Source organism: Leucobacter sp. WKLB1, from assembly GCF_059696215.1.
Genome location: NZ_AP046115.1, coordinates 3,231,193 through 3,253,641 on the forward strand (window position 1 = coordinate 3,231,193; position 22,449 = coordinate 3,253,641).

The 22,449-nt window shown below is 65.7% G+C and carries 23 protein-coding genes; 12 read left to right on the forward strand and 11 right to left on the reverse strand.

Annotated elements, in window-relative coordinates:
- Positions 1-33 precede the first annotated feature (33 nt).
- From ACZF5Y_RS14825 to ACZF5Y_RS14840, 4 genes are read left to right on the forward strand one after another with little or no spacing between them, the layout of a single operon-like run.
- A complete protein-coding gene (locus ACZF5Y_RS14825; protein WP_497533486.1) occupies positions 34-243 on the forward strand; it encodes an MbtH family protein in 210 nt (69 codons plus the stop codon).
- Positions 240-1,223 (forward strand): ATP-binding cassette domain-containing protein, encoded by a 984-nt coding sequence (locus tag ACZF5Y_RS14830; protein ID WP_497533487.1) that lies wholly within the window; start codon positions 240-242, stop codon positions 1,221-1,223. Before ACZF5Y_RS14825 ends, ACZF5Y_RS14830 begins: the two co-directional genes overlap by 4 nt.
- Positions 1,220-2,020 (forward strand): ABC transporter permease, encoded by an 801-nt coding sequence (locus tag ACZF5Y_RS14835; protein WP_497533488.1) that lies wholly within the window; start codon positions 1,220-1,222, stop codon positions 2,018-2,020. The genes ACZF5Y_RS14830 and ACZF5Y_RS14835 overlap by 4 nt, the downstream gene beginning before the upstream one ends.
- Positions 2,017-2,787: a 4'-phosphopantetheinyl transferase family protein gene (locus ACZF5Y_RS14840; RefSeq protein ID WP_497533489.1), complete on the forward strand. Its 771-nt coding sequence runs from the start codon at positions 2,017-2,019 to the stop codon at positions 2,785-2,787. The genes ACZF5Y_RS14835 and ACZF5Y_RS14840 overlap by 4 nt, the downstream gene beginning before the upstream one ends.
- 163 nt (positions 2,788-2,950) lie before the next feature.
- Here ACZF5Y_RS14840 and ACZF5Y_RS14845 read toward each other — a convergent pair whose 3' ends face one another.
- The 8 genes from ACZF5Y_RS14845 to ACZF5Y_RS14880 form a co-directional block, all read right to left on the reverse strand.
- Positions 2,951-3,163: a hypothetical protein gene (locus ACZF5Y_RS14845; protein ID WP_497533490.1), complete on the reverse strand. Its 213-nt coding sequence runs from the start codon at positions 3,161-3,163 to the stop codon at positions 2,951-2,953.
- Positions 3,164-3,397: 234 nt separating this feature from the next.
- On the reverse strand, positions 3,398-3,805 hold the full coding sequence (locus ACZF5Y_RS14850; protein WP_497533491.1) for a VOC family protein: 408 nt from the start codon (positions 3,803-3,805) through the stop codon (positions 3,398-3,400).
- Positions 3,802-4,869, reverse strand: a complete 1,068-nt coding sequence (locus tag ACZF5Y_RS14855; protein ID WP_497533492.1) for an LLM class flavin-dependent oxidoreductase — start codon at positions 4,867-4,869, stop codon at positions 3,802-3,804. Before ACZF5Y_RS14855 ends, ACZF5Y_RS14850 begins: the two co-directional genes overlap by 4 nt.
- A complete protein-coding gene (locus ACZF5Y_RS14860; protein ID WP_497533493.1) occupies positions 4,866-6,365 on the reverse strand; it encodes an ABC transporter ATP-binding protein in 1,500 nt (499 codons plus the stop codon). The genes ACZF5Y_RS14855 and ACZF5Y_RS14860 overlap by 4 nt, the downstream gene beginning before the upstream one ends.
- The gene (locus tag ACZF5Y_RS14865; RefSeq protein ID WP_497533494.1) at positions 6,362-7,225 is read right to left on the reverse strand and encodes an ABC transporter permease; all 864 of its coding nucleotides are present in this window, start codon (positions 7,223-7,225) and stop codon (positions 6,362-6,364) included. Before ACZF5Y_RS14865 ends, ACZF5Y_RS14860 begins: the two co-directional genes overlap by 4 nt.
- Positions 7,222-8,163: an ABC transporter permease gene (locus tag ACZF5Y_RS14870; RefSeq protein ID WP_497533495.1), complete on the reverse strand. Its 942-nt coding sequence runs from the start codon at positions 8,161-8,163 to the stop codon at positions 7,222-7,224. Before ACZF5Y_RS14870 ends, ACZF5Y_RS14865 begins: the two co-directional genes overlap by 4 nt.
- Positions 8,163-9,815 (reverse strand): ABC transporter substrate-binding protein, encoded by a 1,653-nt coding sequence (locus ACZF5Y_RS14875; RefSeq protein ID WP_497533496.1) that lies wholly within the window; start codon positions 9,813-9,815, stop codon positions 8,163-8,165. Before ACZF5Y_RS14875 ends, ACZF5Y_RS14870 begins: the two co-directional genes overlap by 1 nt.
- A gap of 133 nt (positions 9,816-9,948) precedes the next feature.
- Complete coding sequence (locus ACZF5Y_RS14880) at positions 9,949-10,827, reverse strand: helix-turn-helix domain-containing protein (RefSeq protein WP_497533497.1); 879 nt, start codon at positions 10,825-10,827, stop codon at positions 9,949-9,951.
- Between the two features lie 329 nt (positions 10,828-11,156).
- Here ACZF5Y_RS14880 and ACZF5Y_RS14885 point away from each other — a divergent pair, with 329 nt between their 5' ends.
- Genes ACZF5Y_RS14885 through ACZF5Y_RS14900 form a run of 4 tightly spaced genes read left to right on the forward strand, consistent with a single transcriptional unit; the run spans position 11,157 to position 14,267 of the window.
- Positions 11,157-11,750: a helix-turn-helix domain-containing protein gene (locus tag ACZF5Y_RS14885; protein ID WP_497533498.1), complete on the forward strand. Its 594-nt coding sequence runs from the start codon at positions 11,157-11,159 to the stop codon at positions 11,748-11,750.
- On the forward strand, positions 11,747-12,157 hold the full coding sequence (locus tag ACZF5Y_RS14890; RefSeq protein ID WP_497533499.1) for an antibiotic biosynthesis monooxygenase family protein: 411 nt from the start codon (positions 11,747-11,749) through the stop codon (positions 12,155-12,157). Before ACZF5Y_RS14885 ends, ACZF5Y_RS14890 begins: the two co-directional genes overlap by 4 nt.
- Positions 12,154-13,050: a dihydrodipicolinate synthase family protein gene (locus tag ACZF5Y_RS14895; RefSeq protein WP_497533500.1), complete on the forward strand. Its 897-nt coding sequence runs from the start codon at positions 12,154-12,156 to the stop codon at positions 13,048-13,050. Before ACZF5Y_RS14890 ends, ACZF5Y_RS14895 begins: the two co-directional genes overlap by 4 nt.
- Before the next feature lie 20 nt (positions 13,051-13,070).
- Positions 13,071-14,267, forward strand: a complete 1,197-nt coding sequence (locus ACZF5Y_RS14900; RefSeq protein ID WP_497533501.1) for an MFS transporter — start codon at positions 13,071-13,073, stop codon at positions 14,265-14,267.
- Between the two features lie 168 nt (positions 14,268-14,435).
- Here ACZF5Y_RS14900 and ACZF5Y_RS14905 read toward each other — a convergent pair whose 3' ends face one another.
- Complete coding sequence (locus ACZF5Y_RS14905) at positions 14,436-15,956, reverse strand: amino acid permease (protein ID WP_497533502.1); 1,521 nt, start codon at positions 15,954-15,956, stop codon at positions 14,436-14,438.
- A 213-nt stretch (positions 15,957-16,169) separates the two neighbouring features.
- Here ACZF5Y_RS14905 and alr point away from each other — a divergent pair, with 213 nt between their 5' ends.
- From alr to ACZF5Y_RS14920, 3 genes are all read left to right on the forward strand, one after another.
- The gene (gene alr, locus ACZF5Y_RS14910) at positions 16,170-17,342 is read left to right on the forward strand and encodes an alanine racemase (RefSeq protein ID WP_497533503.1); all 1,173 of its coding nucleotides are present in this window, start codon (positions 16,170-16,172) and stop codon (positions 17,340-17,342) included.
- 610 nt (positions 17,343-17,952) lie between these two features.
- Positions 17,953-18,996, forward strand: coding sequence for a homoserine dehydrogenase (locus ACZF5Y_RS14915; RefSeq protein WP_497533504.1), 1,044 nt, complete (start codon positions 17,953-17,955; stop codon positions 18,994-18,996).
- On the forward strand, positions 18,993-20,408 hold the full coding sequence (locus ACZF5Y_RS14920; protein WP_497533505.1) for an aldehyde dehydrogenase family protein: 1,416 nt from the start codon (positions 18,993-18,995) through the stop codon (positions 20,406-20,408). The genes ACZF5Y_RS14915 and ACZF5Y_RS14920 overlap by 4 nt, the downstream gene beginning before the upstream one ends.
- Positions 20,409-20,453: 45 nt before the next feature.
- On the opposite strand, the gene ACZF5Y_RS14925 is transcribed toward ACZF5Y_RS14920, so the two are convergent.
- Positions 20,454-20,927, reverse strand: coding sequence for an Lrp/AsnC family transcriptional regulator (locus ACZF5Y_RS14925; RefSeq protein ID WP_497533506.1), 474 nt, complete (start codon positions 20,925-20,927; stop codon positions 20,454-20,456).
- A complete protein-coding gene (locus ACZF5Y_RS14930; protein ID WP_497533507.1) occupies positions 20,884-21,831 on the reverse strand; it encodes a LysR family transcriptional regulator in 948 nt (315 codons plus the stop codon). The genes ACZF5Y_RS14925 and ACZF5Y_RS14930 overlap by 44 nt, the downstream gene beginning before the upstream one ends.
- A gap of 82 nt (positions 21,832-21,913) precedes the next feature.
- Here ACZF5Y_RS14930 and ACZF5Y_RS14935 point away from each other — a divergent pair, with 82 nt between their 5' ends.
- Complete coding sequence (locus ACZF5Y_RS14935) at positions 21,914-22,411, forward strand: Lrp/AsnC family transcriptional regulator (protein WP_497533508.1); 498 nt, start codon at positions 21,914-21,916, stop codon at positions 22,409-22,411.
- Positions 22,412-22,449: the final 38 nt, after the last annotated feature.

The window sequence follows — 22,449 nt, forward strand, 5'->3', positions numbered from 1 at the left end:
GCACCACACCCGACGGAGAGAGAAGAGTTCATCATGACCAACCCGTTCGATGACACGTCAGCAGACTTCCGAGTGCTCGTGAACGAGCTGCAACAGCACTCGCTCTGGCCCGAGTTCGCAGACGTGCCCGCTGGATGGGTGGCGGTCTTCGGCCCCGCCTCGAAACCCGCCTGCCTCGATTACGTGACCGAGAACTGGGAAGACATCACCCCGGTTCGCACTCGCGACCTGGCGGTCTCGTGATCTCTGTTCGCGGACTGAGCAAGCGATTCGGGTCGTTCACGGCGCTCGACGAGGTTGACCTGGAGGTTCCAGCAGGTTCGGTGCACGCCCTGCTCGGCCCGAACGGCGCCGGAAAGACGACCACCGTGCGCGTGCTGACCACGCTGCTCGAGCCAGATGGCGGAGAGGTCGAGGTCGCCGGGCACTCCGTGCGGCACGATGCGCATGGAGCGCGAGCGAGCCTCGGCGTCTCGGGGCAGTATGCCGCCGTCGACGAGAAGCTCACCGGTGCGGAGAACCTCACCCTCGTCGGCGAGCTCTACGGCATGCGCCGACGAGACGCGCAGGCCCGCGCCGCCGAGCTGCTGCGTGACTTCAGGCTCGACGACCTCCCGCGCCAGAAACGAGCGGGTGAGTACTCGGGCGGCATGCGCCGGCGGCTCGACCTCGCGGGGGCCATCGTGGCGCGGCCTCCCGTCGTCATCCTGGACGAGCCCACCACCGGGCTCGACCCGCGTGGACGACGCGACACGTGGGACGCCGTGCAGACGCTCACCCAGGCCGGTACCACCGTGCTGCTCACCACGCAGTACCTCGAGGAGGCAGACCAGCTCGCCGATCGCATCTCGGTAATCGACTCCGGGCGAATCGTCGCCGAGGGGTCAGCCCGAGATCTGAAGCTCCGGGCGGGAGGCGCCGCCATCGATCTCGTACTCGCCTCGGCCGCTGACGGTGCACGGGCGGCCGAGCTCACGAGCCGCACCGGTCTGCGCGCCGGTCTCGACGAGCGCGGCACCCGCATCACCGCGTCGGCCCCCCGAGGGAGTGCGGATCTGACCACCGTGCTCGCAGCCCTGGCAGATGCCGATATCGACGTCGTCGAGGCCGCGCTGCGCCAGCCGACGCTCGACGAAGTATTTCTCCAGCTCACCGGTGCGACGCCCGCGCAAGAACCGCTCGCGCCCGACACCGCCCGCCCGATCGAGGAGGTTCGCCGATGAACGCCATCACCGCAGCATTCCGCGACGGTGGCATCGTTGCGCGCCGCAATGTCGTCAACGTGCGGCGCACCCCCGGCGCCCTCGTCACCGGCATCGCGCAGCCCATCATTTTCGTCCTCATCCTCGCTTTCGTCTTCGGCGGCGCCCTCGGAGGCGCTGATTACCGGCAGTTCCTCATCGGCGGCATTCTGGCGCAGACGCTCACGTTCAATTCGTCGTTCACCGCCGTGTACCTTGCGAAAGACCTGCAGTCGGGGCTCATCGACCGGCTCCGCACGTTGCCGATGTCGCGGGTCGGCGTGATCCTCGGCCGCACCACCTCCGATCTCGTGACGAGTGTGATCTCGATCGTGGTGATTCTGGTGTGCGGAGTGGCCATCGGCTGGCGGGTGGAAACCGGTGCGCTGCAGGTGCTCACCGGCGTGCTGCTCCTCATCCTGTTCGCGTTCGCGACTTCGTGGATCGGTGCGACGATCGCGCTCACCGCGCGCAGCGTGGAAGTGGCGCAGAGCTTGGGACTGCTCTGGCTGTTCCCGGTGTGCTTTATCTCGGGAGCGTTCGTTTCGGCCGACATGCTGCCGGGGCCGCTGCGTGCGTTTGCCGAGTGGAATCCGGTCACCGCAGTCGCCACGGCCATTCGAGAACTCTTCGGCAACGGGGCCCCCGAGGGCTTCGCGGTCGCGGGCGGCTGGCCCGCGGATCACGCCGTGCTCTACGCGTTCCTGTGCAGTATCGCGATCATCGTGGTCTTCGCGCCGATCGCCGTCGGCCAGTACCGACGCATCAGCCGCCGATGATCGAACTGCTGAGCGCTCGAGTCGTTGAGGTGCTCGCGGGCGCTCAGGCGTGCGCGAGCGGGCAGGATCACCGGGCCGCCGAACGCCGCCGCACTCCCGAGCTGCAGCGGCGCACGCTCGCTGGTCGGGCAGCACTCCGCTTGCTCGCTGCACGATGCCTCGGCGTCGCGATCGACGCGGCGAGAGAGATCCCCATCGATCGCACCTGTCTCGACTGCGACGAACCCCATGGACGTCCAACCCTGGACGGGTGGGCGCTGAGTTCGTCGACGAGCGGCGACCGCGTGCTCGTCGCGGTAGCAGACGCCTCATCCCATCCCGTCGATCTCGGCGTGGATGTCGAGGTGATCCCGAGCCGGCTCTGGGATGGCTTCGACGAGTATGCGCTGCACCCGAGTGAACGAGCGAACCTGTCAGCGCCTGGCACGCGGGCCGGCGTCGCGGAGCGTGTCGGTGTGTGGACGCAGAAGGAGGCCGTACTGAAGGCGACCGGTGACGGGCTGCGGGTCGAGCCGGCGTCGATCGCCTTGAGTGCGTCATCCGCTGCGCGCGCGCTGGGAGTAGGCGCATGGCGTCACGCACACGGGTTGGGTGAGGAGAGTCGAGCGTCGGCCGCTCGCCCGGTCTCCGTGCGCACGCTGAGGCTTGGCGAAGACGCGCGCGCCGCGGTTGCCACAACTGGCCCGCGCCGCTTCCGGCTGTGGACGCTGGGGCAGCTCGCCGTGTCGGCGCCGGATCGCATCGGCGGCGGCGCGCGCCGCTGCTGAGACTGCGAGGCCCTGGCGCGGCGAGCCGCGCCGAGCCGTCGCCCGGCCTCCACGCCCGCTCTCGCTCCCGCGCCCGCGAATCGGTGTCACTTTGTGCAGTCGAGACCGCCGAAACCCGCAATTTCAGAGCACAAAGTGACACCGATTCGGGCAGCGGGCAGGGTTACGGGCTCTTGGACCGGCGGTGACGACTCACGGGGCGCGGGTCGAGCAAGATCCAGCCCAGCACCAGGAGCGGCATCACGAAGTCGAAGCCCGACGGGGCGATCCCGGTGATGCGGAGCGGAACCAGTGCGAGCGATATCGCGATCAGCACGCTGAGGCCGATCAAAAAGGTGCGCTTCGATACGCGAACTGGTCTTCGCGATGCCGTCATGCTTTCCAGTGTTGCCGACTTCGAGCTCCGGCGAAACCCCCGCCCTCCAGCACCCCTCTGCACCGCACGAGGCAATACGGACTCCGCCCGAATCGGTGTCACTTTGTGCAGTCGAGACCGCCGAAATCCGCGATTTCAGAGCAAAAAGTGACACCGATTCGGAGCTGCGGCAGGAGCCGGCGCGGGCGGGCGCCGGCGCGCGCAGCTAGCCGGCAGGCGCCGGCCCCGCCCCCGTCATCTCGGCCGATGGTGCACGAATTCGACCACTGTGCCGTCGGGGAACTCCGCGTTGAAGGCGCGCCCCGTCGGCACGTCCTGCAGCGGGAACACGATGTGCGCCCCGGCCGCGACTGCGCGCTCGTAGTAGGGGTCGATGTCGTCGACCAGGATGGTTCCGGTGGTGCTTCGGAACGGTTCGAGCGCTTCGTCGTCGCCCCCGATGATGAGGAATGACCCGACCGTGGCGAGTTGCAGGCGGGCCGCGGGAAACGGGAAGCGCCCATCGGCCTCGACTCCGAGCAGGTGCTCGTAGAACGCGACTCGTGCTGCGAACGCGTCGAGTCCGGTGAACACCCGGATCAGGGTGCGCGGGGGCAACCCTCGGGAGTCGTCGATCAGGCGTTCGATCTCTGACCCGCTCACTGGGCGCCTCGCTGCAGTTCCGAGACGAGCGATCGCCGCAGTCGCCGGTCCGCTTCCGTCTCGATCAGCGCGACCACCTGCAGGGTGTTCACTCCGGCCCGCCTGAACGCGTCGAGTTGTTCCGCGATGCGCTCCACGGATCCGACCAGCACGCCGTCGAAGGTGCGGTTCACGTGCGAGGCAGCGGCCACGCGCAGGTCGTCGATGTTCTCGAGCTCCCGCTCGCGCGAGCGGGCGAATTGCGCGGACGCGGCCAGAACCGCCGCGGGCTCCTCTGAGACGAGCCGCTGTGCGCCGGCACGGAGCGCTCGTGCGGTCTCGCGCGCGTCGGCGTCGGTATCGCCCAAGATCACGAATGCCTGCTTCCAGAACCCGATTTCCCTCCCGTGCCCTGCGGCGAGGCCGCGCACGTCTCGCACCACCTCGGCGGCGAGCTCGGGAGTGCCGTAGGTCCCCGCGTAGATGTCGGCGTGCGCAGCGGCGAGCTGTTGCGCCTCGGGCGACGCGCCGCCGACCGAGATCGGAACGGGCCCGATCGGCCTGAACCCCGACCAGGCGTCGGCCACGCGGTAGAACTCGCCCTCGTGGTCGAACGGTTCCGCAGCGTGCAGGGCGCGCCTGAATACCGAGAGGTACTCGTCGGCGCGACGATAGCGCGCCGCCTTCCCGAGCCAGTCGCCGTCGCGCCGCACGTCGGAATCGGACGAACCGATCACCACGTGCACGCCGGCGCGACCTCCGCTCACACGATCGAGCGTCGCGAACTGGCGCGCCGACACCGTGGGTTCGGTCACGCCCGGCCGGTGCGCGACGGTCAGCCCGATCTCCGTGGTGGCCGCGGCCGCCCAGGTGGCGACCACCCACGGGTCGGCCCATGAGCTGTAGATGTGCACGAGCGCTCGGTCGTATCCGTCGGCTTCGTCCTGCTGCGCCTGGGTGGCGATGTGCGCGGGATCCACCTCGCGTGCACGGGGGTCGGGGGTGAAGTTGCGCACCCGCCGTTCGAACTCTGTGTCACCGAGTACGGGTGCCGAGAGCACGCCGCCGACGATTTCGACAGTCATGAGTGTCCTTTCCTGTGGGGAGTGGGATACAAGGTGCCGTCGCGCAGTTCGAGCACGCGCGAGCAGAGGGTCTCGACCGCGCGGTGGTCGTGCGAGATGAAGAGCAGGGCGACGCCGGTGCGCTCCTGCACCTCGCGCAGCAGTCGCAGAATTGCCGCCTGGGTGACGGTGTCGAGCGCCGAGACCGACTCATCGCAGACGAGCACCTCGGGTTGCACGGCCAGCGCGCGCGCAATCGCGACCCGCTGGCGCTGCCCACCTGAGAGCTGTGAGGCGCGGCGGTCGAGCACATGCTCCGGGAGCGCGACCTGGCCGAGGAGCGCGCGGGCGCGGGCGTCACGTGCACTGCGCGCCAGCCCCCGCAGGTCCCAGGCTTCGTCGAGGATGCGCCTGACCGAGAACCGAGGGTCGAACGCCCCGAAGCCGTCTTGATGCACGAGCTGGATCGCCCCGCGAAGCGGCCTCCGCTCCCGTTCGCGCAGCGCCGACCAGGCATGGGATGTCACGGAGATGCTGCCGGCCTGCGGCGCAGCGAATCCGAGGGCGAGACGCGCGATCGTGCTCTTGCCCGCACCCGATGCGCCAATGATTCCGAGGCTTTCCCCGCGGTGCAGCGCGAATGTGAGGTCGCGCAGTTCCGCGCCACTGCGGTACCCGAACTCCACGCGGTCAAACGCGAGCACCGCCGGTGCGAGGTCAGAGCGCGGCGCGGCGGTCACCCGAGGTGGTGCGCTGGTGGCCGCTACGAGCATCCGCGCGGCCAATGACCGCGGCGCCGTCCACACCTGCTCCGGCGTCCCCTGCTCGACGATCCGCCCGTCGTCGAGCACGACGATCCGATCTGACGTGTCGCGTGCAGCTTCGAGGTCGTGTGTCACGAGCAGCACGCTGCCCCCGGCATCGCGCCATTCCGCTAGGAGGGCGAGCACGCCGTCGCGAGCCGCCCGGTCCAGTGACGATGTGGGCTCGTCTGCGACGAGCACGGCGGGTTCGGCCGCGATCGCGGCTCCGATGAGCACGCGTTGACGCTGCCCTCCGGAGAGCTCGTGGGCACGGGATCCAAGTCGGTCGATGAGTTCCGGGGCATGCACGCGGCGCAGGATCGCGGCAGCGGTGCGGTCCCGCTCCACTCGGGGCACCCGGCGCTGCGCATCGAGCGCGGACAGCAACTCGTCGCGGATCGTGCGCAGCGGGTCCAGGGACACCAATGCGTCTTGCAGCACGAACCCCACGCGCTGCCCACGCACGCGATTCCAGACCCGTTCGGATCCGTCGCGTGCGTCGACTCCGTCGATGCGATGCGTGACGGCTTCGACGCTCGCGCCCGCGGGGGCGAGTCCCAGTACGGCCCTTGCCAGTGTCGATTTCCCCGACCCGGACGCCCCGACGACGGCGACGCATTCGCCTCGAGCGACGTGCAGCGAGACGTCGTGGAGTACGTCTGACGCCGATCTCGCATGACGCACCCGCAGCCCGGTGATCTCGAGCGCGCTCATGCGCGACGCCCGATTCGCGATTCCAGGGCGCGGCCCGCCACCGTCACCGAGATCACCACTCCGGTGATCAACGCGCCGGGGAAGAGCGTCAGCCACCAGGCCTGCGCGATCACGTTGCGTCCTTCGGCAAGTATCAGGCCCCATTCCGCGCCGGGCGGTGGGGTTCCGAAGCCCAAGAAGCTGAGCCCCGCGGCGAGGACGATGTTGGTTCCCGCGCTGATCGTCGCGAGCACCACCACCGGGCCGAGCGCGTTGGGGAGCACATGCCGCATCACGTTCGTGACGGGGCGCACCCCGAGGCCGCGTGCGGCTTCGACGAACACGGCGGTCTGCACGACCCGAGCCTGGGCGCGGAGCAGCCGCGCGTATCCCGGCGCCGATCCCACTCCGATCGCAATCGCCGCGTTCGCCGGGCCGGGCCCGAGCACCGCGATCACGATGAGGGCGAGCAAGATCTCCGGGAACGCGAGTCCCACGTCGGTCGCTCGCATCAGCGCACCGTCGACGATGCGCGGTCCGAGGAGCGCGGCGAGGGCGATCACGCCGCCGAGCACCACTCCGATCAGCGTCGCGCTCACGCCGATCGCGAGTGATGGACGCGCACCGAATACGAGTCGCGCGTAGAGATCGCGCCCGAGCTGGTCGGTGCCGAGCGGGTGCGCGGCACTCGGCGCCCGCAGAATCGCTGCGTAGTCAGTCGCGGCCGGATCGGCACCGGTGAGCAGCTGCGGCGCGACTGCCGCGACCGCGAGCAGCGCCAGAACGGCGATCGCCGCGATCGGGGCGATGAGGCGTGCGCGGCCTCCCCCGCCTCGGCGGGTGACTGAGGAGACGGTCTCTGCAACGATGTCCACGCTCACGCGGCACCTCTCAACCGGGGGTCGACCAGTCGCGAAACGACATCGATCGCCGTGGTCATCAGCGTGAAGGCGAGGGCGGAGAGCAGCACGACTCCCGTGATCACGGGGATGTCACGCGTCGTGATCGCGTCCACGAGCGTGCGCCCGATTCCGGGCCGAGCGAAGACCGTCTCGATGAGCACTGCACCGCCGATCAGGCCCGCTGCAGCCCACCCGCCGAGGGTGAGTGCGGGAATCGCGGCGTGCCGCAGCCCGCGCACGAACACCACTCGAGCCCGCGATTCGCCCCGCGACCGAGCCGAGACCCAGAACGGTTGCTCTTCGGCCTCTTGCAGGGAGCGGATCATCACTTGGCTGAGCACGGAGCCGAGCGGCACCCCCAGTGTGATGCTCGGCAGCACCAGACCCGCGAGGCTCCCGCTACTGGTTCCGGGCAGCCATCCCAGCTGAAAGGCGAACACGGAAAGGAGTACCAACCCGATCCAGAACGATGGGGCGGAGCTCCCGACGAGGGCTGCCGCGGTGATGGGCCATCGGTGCGCCGGGCGCAGCAGCGCTGCGACCACCGTCAGTCCGATGGCGAGCACCGCAGCGACGAGCACGGCTCCTGCGGCGAGCGCCAGCGTCGAGGGTAGTTGTTCGGCGAGCAGGTCGCTCACCGAGCGGCCGAGGCGGTACGACCGTCCGAGGTCGAAGCTTGCCAGTCTGAGCAAGAACGCACCGTACTGGGCGAGCACCGGCTGGTCGAGCCCGAGTTCCGCTCGGATGGTCGCGCGAAGTTCGGGGCCGGCGCCGACGTTCGGGCCCAGGAGTGCGTCGACCGGGTCGCCGGGGAGCAGCTGGAGCGCGAGAAACGACAGTGTCGCTGCGGCGAACAGCACCGCAACGATACTGCCGATCCTTCGGCCGAGCCAGATCAGCGCCCGGCCGAAGGTCACTACTGAGCGGGAGTCCACGCGTCGAAGAGCCCGGGCAGAATGTTGGCGTCGTAGGTCAGGCCCTGCACCGTGGTCCGGTGCGCGGTGAGCACCGGTGCGACGTACGCGGGCACGCCGTATGCCTCATCGACGACAAGCTGCTGCGCTTCGGCGTAGATCTCTGCCCGAGCTTCGGCGTCGGTCTCCGTGACGCCCTGCTGCAGCAGGGCGTCGAGTGCCTCGTTGCGGGCGTGCGACCCGTTCGCGCCCCCGTCGGCGAGCTGCTGATCGGACCCGTAGATGGTACGCAGCAGATCGGGGTCGGTGCCCGACCACGCGAATGCGACGACATCGTATGCACCGGTGTTGCGCACGTCGACGTAGGTGCCGTCTCCGATCGGCGTGATGACGAGCTCGATGCCCAGCTTCTCGAGTTCGGCCTGCACCGCGGTGTCGTAGGTGACTCGCTCGGGCCGCTGGTAGGTGGGGTCGTAGATGAGCTCGAGTCTGAGCCGCTCACCGTTCTTCACCCGGTAGCCCGCGGCATCACGGTCCGTGTACCCGAGTTCATCGAGCAGTTTCCCTGCGGCCCTGGGGTCGTACTCCGGTGCGGTGACCTCCGTGTATCCGGCGACCGCGGGGTTCAACGGCGACGAGGTCGGCGTGTACGCCCCTCCGAAGATGGACTCGGTGAGCGTCGCGAAATCGACGCCCTGCTGGAACGCGCGTCGGGCTCGGGCGTCGTCGAAGGGCGCGTGCGAGGTGTTCAAGAAGTAGGTGTAGGGGATGCCCGTGGGATCCTGCGCACTGAGTGCGAGGTCCGTCGCTGACTCGATCGACGCGGTATCGGTGGTGGCCACCTGGTCGATGAGATCGACTTCTCCACTCGTCAGGGCACCCAACCGCACGGCGGTTTCGGGGAGGAGGCGGTACTCCACCGACGCCAGGTACGCCGGCCCGGAGTGACCCGCGGTTTCGGGCGCCCAGTCGTAGTCGTCGTTCCGCTCGAATTCGAAGCCCTGACCGGCGGTCGACGAGGTAAAGACGAAGGGTCCCGTGCCCACCTGCGCGGGGCCGCCCTGGCAGAGGTCGTCGCCGAACTCCGCGATCGAATCCGGTGAGTGGAACCCGAGGTTGGTGCTTGCCACGGCCCGCAAGAATGGACTGTAGGGCGCGTCGAGGTGCACCGTGACGGTGTGCTCGTCGACGACCTCAGTCGACTGGTAGGGAGCAATCAGTTGCCCGGCATATTGCGATGCCGTCGCGGGGTCGACGATGCGGTCGAAGTTCGTCTTGACCGCGGCGGCGTCGAACGCGGTGCCGTCATGGAACTGGACGTCGTCGCGGAGCGTGAACGTGTAGCTCAGACCGTCTTCGGAGATCTCCCAAGCCGATGCTAGCCACGGCGAGAAGGTGCCGTCGGGGTTCTCCGAGACCAGTGAGTCGTAGATTCCGCGCATCACGCCGCTGGTGATGCTCGACGGGCTGATCTGCGGATCGAAGCAGTCGACGGCGGTGCTGAGACCGACGCGCAGCGTGCCGTCGACCTCAGGCGTGCCCGAGTTCCCCGCGTCGTTCGTGGGCCCGGTCGAGCAGCCGGCGAGCAGTGTGATCAGGGCGAGGCCGAGGCCCGCGGTCGCGATGGAACGTGGTGTGCGTGTGAATACGGGCATGGTGACCTCTCGGGATGTGGATCACCCCAGCTTCGTGAGAAGTCGCCGAGTCAACCAGGAGTCGGGTTATGGGGGTACCCGAGGTCACCGGTTGCGGGATCACCCAATCACGGATGCACCGCACGTGTGCGGGTCAGGACGCGATTGCCAACGCGCGCTGCATCGGCACGGCTGCCGCGCGCAGTCGCGCGCTCACCGGAGACAGGGCGTCGCTATCCGCCGCCGTGCGCCCGCGCTGCAGCACGATCAGTGCGTCATCGTCGATGTGCAGCGCGGACTGCCACACGCTCGCACGGTGCCCTCCGATGCGCAGCTCCTGCGCGTGATCCTGCAGCGGATCCATGCCCTGGCACGTCCACCAATCGGCGAGGCTCGGCGCCAGCTCGTTGAGCCGCTCGTACACGGGAGCCAACCTCGGGTCAGCGGCGTGCAGCGCCGTCTGCTTCCGGAAGATGCCGAGGTGTCGGCGCAGAATCTGGTGCCGATCGGCGCCGAGCACCGCGTCCGCGCGACTCGGGTCGGCGAGCATCACGATGAGGTTCCGGTCTGCCCCGTCCCACTCCTCTGGGTCGCCCCAGACCGCGGAGAACGAAGCGTTCCACGCGCGGAGCGTGAACCAGGAATCGATCAGGAAGGCCGGGCCGTGACGCCAGTCGTCGACGATGAACGTGTGCGCGCTCGAGAACTGCGGGGCAGGGGCTTCGGGCAGCGTCGCGTAGCCGCCGAGCGCCAGCATGTAGCTGTGAGCCGAATCGTGCAGGCGCAGTGCGCGTCCGACGGCTTCGAGCACCTGCCGAGACGCCGTCACGCGCCCGCGTTCGAGCCACGTGTACCAGGCGAGGCCGACACCGGCGAGGGCGGCCACTTCTTCGCGTCGCAATCCCGGGGTCCGCCGTCGCGCGGTCGCCGGGAGCCCCACCCGTTCGGGGGTGATCTTCTCGCGATGGGCGCGCAGAAATGCGCCGAGCGCCCGCGCGCTTTCCCCGAGCTGGCCTTCGGATGCGATGGACATGCGTGCCTCCTACGAACAGCGCCACGCTAACTCATCCTCCGCACGGTGCGGCGGCGGAGGGACACACGCCGTAATGCCGCTGGTCTCAGCGGGTCGAGCAGACGTCGCCGTCGCATTCCGCCCGCCTCCAGTGAATCGGTGTCACCTTTTGCGGTTTTCAACGCCCAAATCCGGGAGTTCACAGCACAAAGTGACACCAATTCGGAGTCGATGCGGTTCAGCGTCCGAGTGCTGAAGTCGTTGACGAGTCCCCGTCCTCCAGCACCCCTCTGCACCGCACCAGGCAATCGTGCACCTATATCGTTCACCGAGTGCACTATATTGAGCACATGGAACGCAATGCGGCAGCACTCTCGCGCGAGATCGGTGATCGCGTGCGGCAGCTCCGTGCGCGCCTCGGGTGGCCGCTCACCCGGCTCGCCGCCGAATCAGGCGTCAGCCGCACCATGCTGCAGGCGATCGAGCAGGGCGGCGCGAACCCCAGTATCGGCGTGCTGCTCAAGCTCTCGAATGCGCTCGGCGCGGGCTTGCCCGAGCTGCTCGAGCCCGAGCCGGCGAGCATCACCGCCGAGGTGACCCGCGCCGGCGACGGCACGGTGCTGTGGCAGGGCCCGCACGGGGGCAGCGGCGCCATCGTCGCGCGGGCCGATCCGCCCGACGTCATGGTGCTGTGGGAGTGGACCCTCGAACCCGGCGAGCGCCACGCGAGCGACCCGCACATCGGCGGCACGCGCGAGTTGTTGCAGGTGCAGGCGGGCACGCTCTGGCTCGAGCACGACGGCACCGAGTATCGACTCGACGCGGGCGACTCCCTCATGTTCCACGGCGACGCTCCGCACGCCTACGGCAACCGCGGCGAGCGCACCACGCGATTCCTCCTCACCGTGATCGAACCGACCCCCTCACGAAAGGCACTGGCATGACGCGACCGAAGTACAGTTCCACGTTCATCTTCGAGGTGGGCACCCTCACCGACGAGTTTCACCGCATCGACAGCGAAATCGCGCGGCGCGCTCGGGTGATCCCGGGCTTTCTCGGTGAAGAGGCCTGGCACAACGAGGAGACCGGCCTGCACGCCGAGGTCTATTACTGGTCGACCCGCGAAGCCCTCAAGGAACTCGCGACCATGGACATTCACCGCCTCGCGAAGAGCCGCTACGGCGAGTGGCTCGGCGAGTACCGCGTGGTGATCTCCGAGGTGCAGTCGGTGTACGGCAACCCCGCGCTCGGGCTCGAGCACGTGCCGGCCGGCGATCCCGCACCCGCAGAAAACGAGACCACCAGCACCAGCACCAACACCAGCACCGACACCGAAAGCAGCGACGCATGATCACCGGACTGAGCGCCTTCCCCCTGACCCCGCTCCACGACGACCGCATCGACAAGTCGGCGTTCACGAACCTGATTCGTCGGCTCGTGGCTGCCCGCGTCGACTCGATCACGGTGCTCGGCTCGACCGGATCGTACGCGTATCTCACCGCCGAAGAGCGCGCGATTGCAGTGCGCATCGCGGTCGAGAATGCGGGATCGATCCCGGTGTTCGTGGGCGTCGGCGCACTGCGCACCTCGCACGTGCTCGACCACATCGAGCGGGCAGAAGCGGCGGGCGCGAGCGGGCTGCTGCTCGCGCCGATGTCGTATCAGCCGCTCACCGAAGACGACGTGTATGAGCTCTTCCGCACCGTGAGCACGCACACCGATCTACCCGTCATCGTCTACGACAACCCGGGCACCACGCACTTCCAGTTCTCGCACGAGCTGTACGCGCGCCTCGCGAAACTGCCCGGGGTCGCGTCGATCAAGATTCCGGGCGTTCCGAACGATCCGGAAGAAGCGCGGGCGCTCATCGCGCAGATCCGCGCCGAGGTTCCGGAGCACATCAGCATCGGCGTCTCGGGCGACCGCTTCGCCGCGCAGGGCTTCGCGGCCGGCTGCGACGCCTGGTATTCGGTGATCGGCGGCACGCTGCCCGAGGCCGCCCTCAGCATCTCCCGACCCGCCGCCGACAGCGACTTCGCGGCGGCGCAACTCGCGTCTGACGCGCTCGAACCGCTGTGGAATGCGTTCGCGGAGTTCGGCGGCAGCTACCGCGTCACCGCCGCAATCGCCGAACACTTGGGGCTCGCGCAGCAAAACTCGCTGCCACTGCCCATTCAGGGGCTCACTCGCACGCAGCGCGCGGAGGTGGCGACGCTCATCGACACCCTCGACCTCACGAAGTAGGTGACGGAGGGATCGCCGCAGTGACGCGCACCCCGGGGCCCGGTGGGCTCGTTCGCTACGTCTTCGCCGCCACACTGGTGCGCAGCGCCGACGGTGGCGCGGTCGTCGCCGTCGTGCTGCTCGCGCAGGCGAGCGGGCTCTCCCCGTTGCTCGCCGGCGTCATGGGGGCATCGATCACCGCACCGCACCTGCTCGGCCCGTTCATCTCTCGTCGCCTCGACACCTCACCCGACGGGCGCCGCGTCATCGCGTTTTCGGCCGCCGCGCACGGGCTGCTGCTCGGCGCCGCGGGCCTGCTCCTCGGGGCGACCTGGCCAATCGTGCCGGCGGCACTGCTCATCGTGTCGGGGCTGTTCGGCCCGATGCTCACGGGCGGCATCAGCAGCCGCCTCCCATCGATCGCCGGCCCGTCACAGACCTCGCAGCGTCGCGCGCAGAGCTGGGACGTCGCGAGCTACGGCCTCAGCGGCACCCTCGGCCCCGCGGTCGTCGCGTGGATCGCCACCTCGTGGTCGCCGCTCGCTGCCACCCTGGTGCTCGCGGTCGCCGCGATCGTCGGGTCGGGTGCGGTGCTGCTGCTTCCCCGGCAGGCGCCACCGATCGCCGCCGGCGAGGTGCCATCGCCGGGTCGCACGCTCCGGATCATCCTCCGTTCCGGCGCACTCCGCCGCACCCTGATACTGACCGTCGTCGTGGCGTTCTCGGTCGCTGCGCTCCCGATCTACGCGGTCGCCGTCGCTCCACGATTCGGCGGCGCCGAGCTCGCGGGACTGCTCGTCGCCGGGTACGGCATCGGCAACCTCGTGGGTTCGGGGGTGCTGATGATCCGCCCCCTACGCGGCAATGCCGACGTGCTCACGGGAGTGCTCGCGCTCGTCGTCGCCGGCACGCTCGGCATCGTGCTCGCCCCGCAGTCGGCCGCGCTGAGCGCCATCGCGTTCGCGGTCGCCGGCGCCGGCAACGCACTGTTCTTCGCGGCGACGCTCGCGGCGCGCAGCGAGTTCGCTCCCGCGGAGGCGCGCGGTCAGGTGTTCATCTGGGTCGGTGCTCTGAAGATCGCTGCGGGATCAGCCGGCACCGCGACCGCGGGAGCGCTCATCACGTTCGGCGCGTCCGTACCGGTCGCCGCGTTCGCGGTGCTGACGGCACTCGTCGGGGTGTGGTGCGTGGTGGAGCATCGGGTGGGGCGGGGGCGCTCAGGCGAAGCCAATGCCTGAGACACCGCTCGACCACCATGGCATCGACGTCGCGCCCGATTCTCGAGATGCGAATGAGCGCGACGTCAACCGTGGCGGAATTAATATACCGCGGCTCACGTTGCCGTCATCGAGAGCAACAGCAGGTTGTGGGCGAGGTCGCCCATCGTGAAGTCGTTTGCCACATTGTCATTCGTGCATCATCGCGGGGCGTTCGCCGACAACCGGAGTCGCAGCCGTTGCAGCCACATCGTACTCTTGCGGCGTCATCCGACCGACTATCGAGTTGCGGCGGCCGTAACCGAAGTAACAAACCAACCCGACCAGCGTCCAAATACCGAATGCAACCCAGGTCAAGACGCCCAAACCAATTGCGAGCGCGATACACGCAACAATGCCCAGCACCGGGACAACGGGAAAGAACGGCACCATGTATGTCCGCGGCAACTCTGGCCGATTGCGACGCAGCCAGATCACAGAGACGTTGACCAGCGCAAACGCGACTAGCGTACCGATGCTTGTAGCATCTGCAAGCTGACCGAGCGGAATGAATGCGGCAGTGAGGGCTACAGCAGTTCCCACGATGAGAATGCCAGCGACGGGTGTGCTCGTGCGGCGCGAGACCTTTCCGAACACCCGCGGGACCAGACCATCATGCGACATTCGGTACAAAATGCGTGTTTGGCCGTACAGCACCACGAGTGTGATGCTCAAAATCGAGATCACCGCCCCGATCGAGAAGATGAGTGCCATCCACGGGTTGCCCGTGATCTCACGGAGAATCTGTGCCAGAGCCGGTTTGTCGTCGGTGAACCAAGTCCACGGGCGCGCCCCAATCGCAGCAATGGCAACGAGCACATAAAGCGCCGTCACGATCACCATGGAATAGATGATCGCGCGCGGTAGATCACGCCTCGGGTTCTTCGCCTCATCGCCCGCCGTGCTGGCCGCATCAAAGCCAATGTAGGAGAAGAAAAGGCGGGAGCCCGCCGCCGCGATACCAGCTGTCCCCATCGGGGCGAGAGGAGCAAAGTTGCCGGCGTTGAACGCTGTGAAGGCAATCACTACGAAAACGAGCAGAATCATAATCTTCACCGCAACCAACGCCCCATTTACCCACGCGCTCTCTTTGGTACCGCGCACCAGCAGAAGCATGGCGACCGCAACGATCACGACAGCGGGCAAGTTGAACACGCCGCCACCGCCCGGGGGTTGGGAGATCGCATCGGGAATCGCCAGCCCGAACGAGTTGAGGCTGTCATTAACGTACTGTCCAGCGCCAACTGCGACGGTCGCGACCGATACCGCGTACTCAAGTACCAGGCACCAACCGATGAACCAGGCCATTCCTTCCCCCACCGTGGCATACGTATAGGAATAACTCGACCCCGAGACCGGAACGGCACCAGCCATCTCTGCATAAGAGAGCGAAGACAGAATCGCGGCAAGCCCGGCCAGGAGAAAGGCAATAAATGTCGCCGGGCCAGCAAGCGGCACCGCAGCACCCAGAATCACAAAGATCCCAGTTCCCACCGTCGCACCAATGCTGATCGCCGTAAGTTGCCACACGCCAAGCGTTCGCTTCAGGCCTCCCTCCCGCCCCGAGAGTTCACTGGAAGAGACCATTTGCTCCAGTGGCTTTCTCCGTCGCAGCTGAGTGAACAACGGAAGCGACTGATTCTTCGCCATCATCGACTCCTTCTTCGTCATCATCGACTCCTTCTTCGCGCGCATCACTGTTGACAGGTTGCTCTCGCCGGTGTCTACAATACGAGCCAGAGTGCACGATACTTCTCGGTTTTAATCCGCAATTTCGAAACCATTCATCCAGACATCTGCGCACGCCATGGAATTCTGGCCCTACTTGTGAACATATGATCGGAATCTAGTCAATATCGCGCTGCGCTGAACCCAGAGGACCGCATGCACAACATCGAAGCAGAAGTGAATCTAAGTGCACTCCGTGCCAACTTTCGCGAGCTCAGCTCTCAGATCACCACGCATCAGATCATGAGTGTCGTGAAGGGTGACGCCTACGGCCACGGAATTGAACTTTCAGTACGAGCGCTCCGAGACGCGGGGGCGCACTGGTTCGGCACAGCGCAGATCGGTGAGGCGTGCGAGGTGCGACGCATCATGGGCCGCGAAGGGCGCGTGCTGGCCTGGTTGTATTCACCCGCTGACTTTGAGAGCATCTCCTCAGCGATTTCGCAGCGCGTCGATCTATCGGTTGGCTCCTTGCCGCACCTCGACGCCGTGGCAGCCACGAGCACGCGTCTCGGCGTCACCGCTCGGATCCACCTCGAGTTTGATAGTGGCCTTGGACGTGGCGGCGCTACAGCAGCAGAGTGGGATGCGCTTGTCCGCCGCACGTCGGTCGCTTCAGATCTCCGACAGGTAGAGGTGGTTGGGGTCTGGACCCACTTTAGCTATGCCGATACGCCGACGCATGCGTATCAGCGTCTCCATGAGGCAAGCTTCGCCACCGCTGTCGCTCATGCTCGACACGCAGGGCTGACCCCCCAGTTCATTCATGCCGCGAGCTCCACGCGTGCACTCGACACGAGCTTGCCGCCGGCGCCGGGGAATCTGGTACGTCTGGGCCTCTCGTTGTTTGGAGTTTCGCCCGAGGAAGGGCGCACGGCGGACGACTGGAACCTGCAGGCAGTCATGACGGTTCGCGCACCCGTGGTGCAGGTGAAACGGCTCCCCGCCGGATCCGCGATCGGGTATGGGGCGAAGTATGTGCTGGCGAAACCAAGTTTTGTCGCTCTTGTCCCTGCAGGATTCACCGACGGAGTCCCGAAGCAATCAGCCGGCCATAGCGTTCGCGTCAACGGGCTGGACTTTCCCATTGCAGGATCCGTCAATATGGATCAACTCGTGCTTGATCTCGGCGACGTGCAACTCCCAGTCGGTGCTCTCGCAACACTCATCGGGTCGACGCCCGATGGAGATTCGCTCGATGCAAACGCGTGGGGGCTGGCGTGCGGCACTTTCGGTGACGAAATCGTCACACGCCTCGGCACACGTGCAGCGCGCACCTACATCGATCCGGTGGCTGAGATGCCGCAAGCTGCGAACGAAAAACACTGATCGTTGCATCAAGACCCACTCGAAAGGCATCATCGCTTACGTTAATGTACATCGTCGCGCGGGCATGCCTCGCTGGCACTGAGTGCAGCCAGGGGCCAGCCGTCGCGGCTAAGTCTTTCCCCCACCGACCCATATCCATCGAGTGCGGTGAAATACTCACCGAGCGACTCTGCGGTGATGAGCGAAACGTGCGTCGCTGCGAGACCATCCACGTACGATATGTCGTCTCCCAATCTCCTTCGCAGAGACTAAGGCAGCAACGTCAGCCGGCACTTCTGCGAGAAGGAGATTGACGATCGCCGTTCGATCAATAACATGTTCATGCCAAGAAGACGGCTGCACATTCAATTCTCGGGCGACTCCCGCATTGATGCTGACAAGATACCCGTCACGCTCAACAACGACTTGCGGGCAGCGGTTCGTCTAAAACCCGCTGGCACGACGAGGCCTTCGCGTAATGCCGGTACGAACGTACCGCCACAATGGCTCTGACCTTTCCGGAACTCCGCACATTCGGCATGTTGACGCGTCACTTTGACATGGACTGAGTGACGCCACTCTCCTCAAGACTGAAGGCATCGTTTTTGGCAGCAGTTCTCTAGGAGGAGAAATGACCCAGTACTCACTCGCCCTCATCGGCTTCGGAGGCGTGAACCGCGCTCTCGCAAAACTCGTGCGAGACCGCAATGATCACTTCGCGTCGACGCTCGGCTATACGCTGAAGATCGTTGCCATCACGGACCTTGCACTGGGCAGCGTGATTGCCGCCGATGGCGTTGACATCGACGCCGCCCTCGACGTTCCGCGCGGAGGAAACTTCGGCACGCTCATGGGTGGAAGCGCTGACATGGACAACCGCGCCGCGATCCAGGATGCCGGTGCCGACATCATTGTCGAAGCCACTTTCACCAATCCGATTGACGGAGAGCCCGCATCCACTCACGTACGGTGGGCGCTCGAAGCAGGCAAACACGTCACGACGACGAATAAGGGCCCGATCGCTCTGCACCGTGCTGAGTTGCTCGAACTCGGCCGCGCCAACGGCGCGCATTTCGAGTACGAGGGCACCGTCATGAGTGGCACCCCGGTCGTTCGATTCGCGCATGAACAACTCGCCGGGAACACGATTGACGGCTTCGCCGGGATCCTCAATGGTACGAGCAATTACGTTCTCGGTCGCATGGGTCAGGGTCTGTCCCTCGAAGATGCGATTGCGGAAGCTCAAAGTCTTGGATATGCGGAGGCCGATCCGACTGCTGACATCGGCGGTTCAGATGTGCGCCTGAAGGTATCGATTCTCGCGAACGAGCTCTTCGGCACGAACATCTCTGTTGCAGACGTCGAGACCACCGGTATTGACGTCATCACTGGCGACCACGTCACCTCAGCTGCAGCAGCAGGCAAAGTTTGGAAGCTCATAGGGCGCGCTTCGATCGATGCAGCCGGCTCAGTCTCTGCTTCGGTCGCACCGGAGGATCTTGACGCCGCACATCCGCTCGCGGGCATCTCGGGAGCTACGAACGCCGTGTCGTTCCACACTGAATTCCTCGGAGATGTCACGGTATCCGGACCCGGCGCTGGGCTCACAGAGACCGCCTACGCACTGCTCTCCGATATCACCGCAATTCACCACGGTGCAGGAGCCACCAAGTGACCTGGACGAGTCTTACGCAAACGCTGCCCACCAGCGGCGCCGATGCACTGGTCGTCACCAATCCGTACGACGACTCTATCGTCGGCACACTCGATCAGAACACCGCTGCGGATCTCGACGCCATACTCAATCGCGCAGACCACGGCGCGGTTGTCAGCGCCGCGATACCGCGTTTCGAACGGACCGCAATTCTCAATCGCGCCGCCGCCTTGCTCGAGGACCGCGCTGCAGACATGCGCGACCTGATCGTTCGTGAAGCCGGCAAGACCCGACAGCAGGCGGCGAAAGAGATTTCTCGTGCCGTCAATACCCTTCGACTCTCGGCTATCGAGGCTTCCCAGAATGCCGGCGAGCTGATTCCGTTCGCCGCTTACGCAGGTTCTGAGAACCGCCAGGGATGGTACGAACGGGAACCATTGGGAATCATCGCAGCCATTACGCCGTACAACGATGCACTGAACCTGGTTGCGCATAAAATCGGTCCGGCGATCGCGGGTGGAAACTCCGTGATCCTCAAGCCGTCGCAGCTCACCCCGTTCGTCGCACGTGCGCTGGTCGCGCTGCTCATCGAGGCTGGATTGCCTAAGGGCGTCGTGACCGTCGTTCACGGAGACCGCCGCCTCGCAAGCGCCATCATCGGCGTGCGACGGATCCGCATGGTGTCGTTCACCGGAGGATTCGTGACCGGTGAAGCTATCGCGGCGAATGCAGGGCTCAAACGGCTATCAATGGAACTGGGCGGCAATGCCCCGATCATCGTGTTCGAAGACGCCGATTTGAAGATCGCCGTCGAGGCATGCGTCTCGGGCTCATTCTGGGCAGCGGGGCAGAATTGCATCGGCGCGCAGCGCATCATGATCCACGACAGCCTGTACGAAGCATTCACGGAGCAGTTCGTCACTTCAACCAGGGAGCTTGTCGTCGGTGACCCTGCAAGCGATGCGACCGATGTCGGTCCGATGATCAGCTCGCGAGCCGCTTCCGAAGCCGCGCGAAAAGTGACGGCAGCAATCGAGCAGGGCGGTACGCTGCTCGCCGGCGGGCAACTGCACGGAAATGTGCTCGAACCCACGGTGCTCGCCGAAGTACCCGAAACGTGCGAGGTATGGGGTGAAGAGGTGTTCGCGCCGATCGTGACGCTCGAGCGGTTCTCTGACGAAGACGATGTGGTGCGGCGCGCGAATGCCGTCGAGTATTCGCTGCACGCCGGCATCTTCACGCGTGATTTGGACCGCGCGCTCCGAGTGGCCGCAGCGATCGACGCTGGTGGCGTCATGATTAACGATTCTTCCGATTACCGTTTCGATGCGATGCCGTTCGGCGGATCGAAATACGGAAGCATGGGGCGCGAGGGCGTGAAGTTCGCATATGAAGAGATGACGCAGCCGAAGGTCATCTGCATCACGCGGTGAGGTTTGCGGGGTCGGCGGCGCTCGCGCTGGCCCCGCCCTCCCGGCCTACTCGGGGAAACGTCGAATTTTCGTAGCCAGCGCGATGGAGGTCGTTGTGTCTTTCACTCCTGGGTGGCGTGCGATCTCCTGCCAGATCTCTTGCACGCGCTCCGCACGTGCGGCTTCGACGCGCACGAGAATGTCGAATTCGCCCGTCAGCACATCGCACAGAATGATCTCTGGAATGTGCTCTAAGAAATCGATCACATCGCTTCCGCGCAGCCGATCCACTCGCTGCACCTGGAGGTACGCCACCACTGCGGAGTTCGGCGGCGTCGTGTCCTCGATGATGGTGTAACCGAGGATACGACCGTCTCGTTCGAGCCGCTCGATGCGTTGTTTCACCGCGTTGCGCGATAAGTGCACGCGACCGCTCAACGCCGATAGCGGCACCCGCGCATTTGCACGAAGCTCCCGCATGAGCTTCACGTCAATTTCATCGAGCGACTTCATCATCCCCCACTCCTTCTTCAGCGCCACGAGCGGCACCGAACTCACTCGCAACTGTCGTGAGAACATCCAGTGTGTCGCGCACTCGCTTGCGCGCCAACTGCTCGGGTCGGATCAGGGCGTCGACATGCCGCACAGCATGCAGACCCTGTACCGGCCGGAGCACGATTCCCGTGCCGGCGTAATGCTGGGACATGAACCTCGGCATCAGCGCAAGCAGCGGGCTCTCACGGACAACCGCGGCAGCTGACGCCACATCGTTGACCCTGTGGCGAATCACCGGGGGCCGGCCCGCCATCGCCGCGACCACCTTGAGCATGTCATCAGGCGGAAACCCCTCCCTGGAAGAGATCCACTCTCGATGAATCACATCGGTTGGCGCGACTTCCATTTGCTGAGCCAGCGGGTCGAAGGCGCGAACTGCCACGTCGAGCGGTTCTTGCAGCAGCGGCACCACCTGGAGCCGGCTGGTGGGCCAGGGCGCTGAATTGCTCATGCGATGCGCAATGACAATGTCATTGCTCATCGTAAGGAGGGGGAAGGAATCTTGATCAACATCCTCGTCGCGGCAGGTCACCCTCCCGCCGTCGGCCAGGGACATCGAAGCCAATGGCGGGAAAAACACTGCCGCTGCACTGTGAAAGGCTGAGACCGATACCGGCTCCGCAGGACTCTCAAGGTAGTCATCGACCGCGTTTCTGGCCTGCTCCATGGCAATCTCAACTTCTATTGCCGCCGATGCAAGCCGCGTGCCTGCCTCAGAGAGCACGACAGTTCGTCCGCGCTTAACCGTGAGCTGCGCCGCGAACTCCTTCTGCAGCGAACTGACCGCCTGTGAAACCGCAGACGGAGTCACATGAATCAGCCGGGCAGCACCAGAGACGCTTCCTGAATCTGCGATCGCACGCAATACGTGGAGGTGATGCAATTCCATACACACAGACTAAAGCATGAGTCAAATTACTTTTAGTTGATCTTATTCGTGTTCAAATTTAGGGTTAGCCTGGAGGCAAAAAATGCAAAATAATGCAAAACCACGATCGCTCAATGAAGCAGACCGCCGCATACTCGACGCACTCAGCACCAACGCCCGTCCAGACGTCTCAGCCTTTGCTCACACCCTGGACCTGTCGGTCGAAGAGTGCCACGAACGCCTACATCGGCTGGAGCAGGATGGATATGTGCTTGGATACACGTTCATTCCCGGTTTTCCTGACCCAGGCTCCCGGCCGATCATTCATTTGCTCCGCCTGCACACGGAAGCGGGGCATTCCGGTGCTGATGTGGTGCGGAGCCTACGCTTTATCCCAGAACTGCTCCATTTTGACGTTCTCGCGGCGGACCACAGCATTCTTCTTAGACTCCTGGTCGAAGACGAAGATCGCATCGCTGAGATCAAGTCTTTCCTTTCCACGCAGCTCTCCGTGCGCGAGGTGATTGATTTTCCCGTTGAACCAACGTTGGAGATGATGGCGATTCGCACCGTCTCTGTTCTCGCTCCCGCACCTAGCTAGTGGCAACGAATCTATCCCGAATCCGCGGACCGATAGTG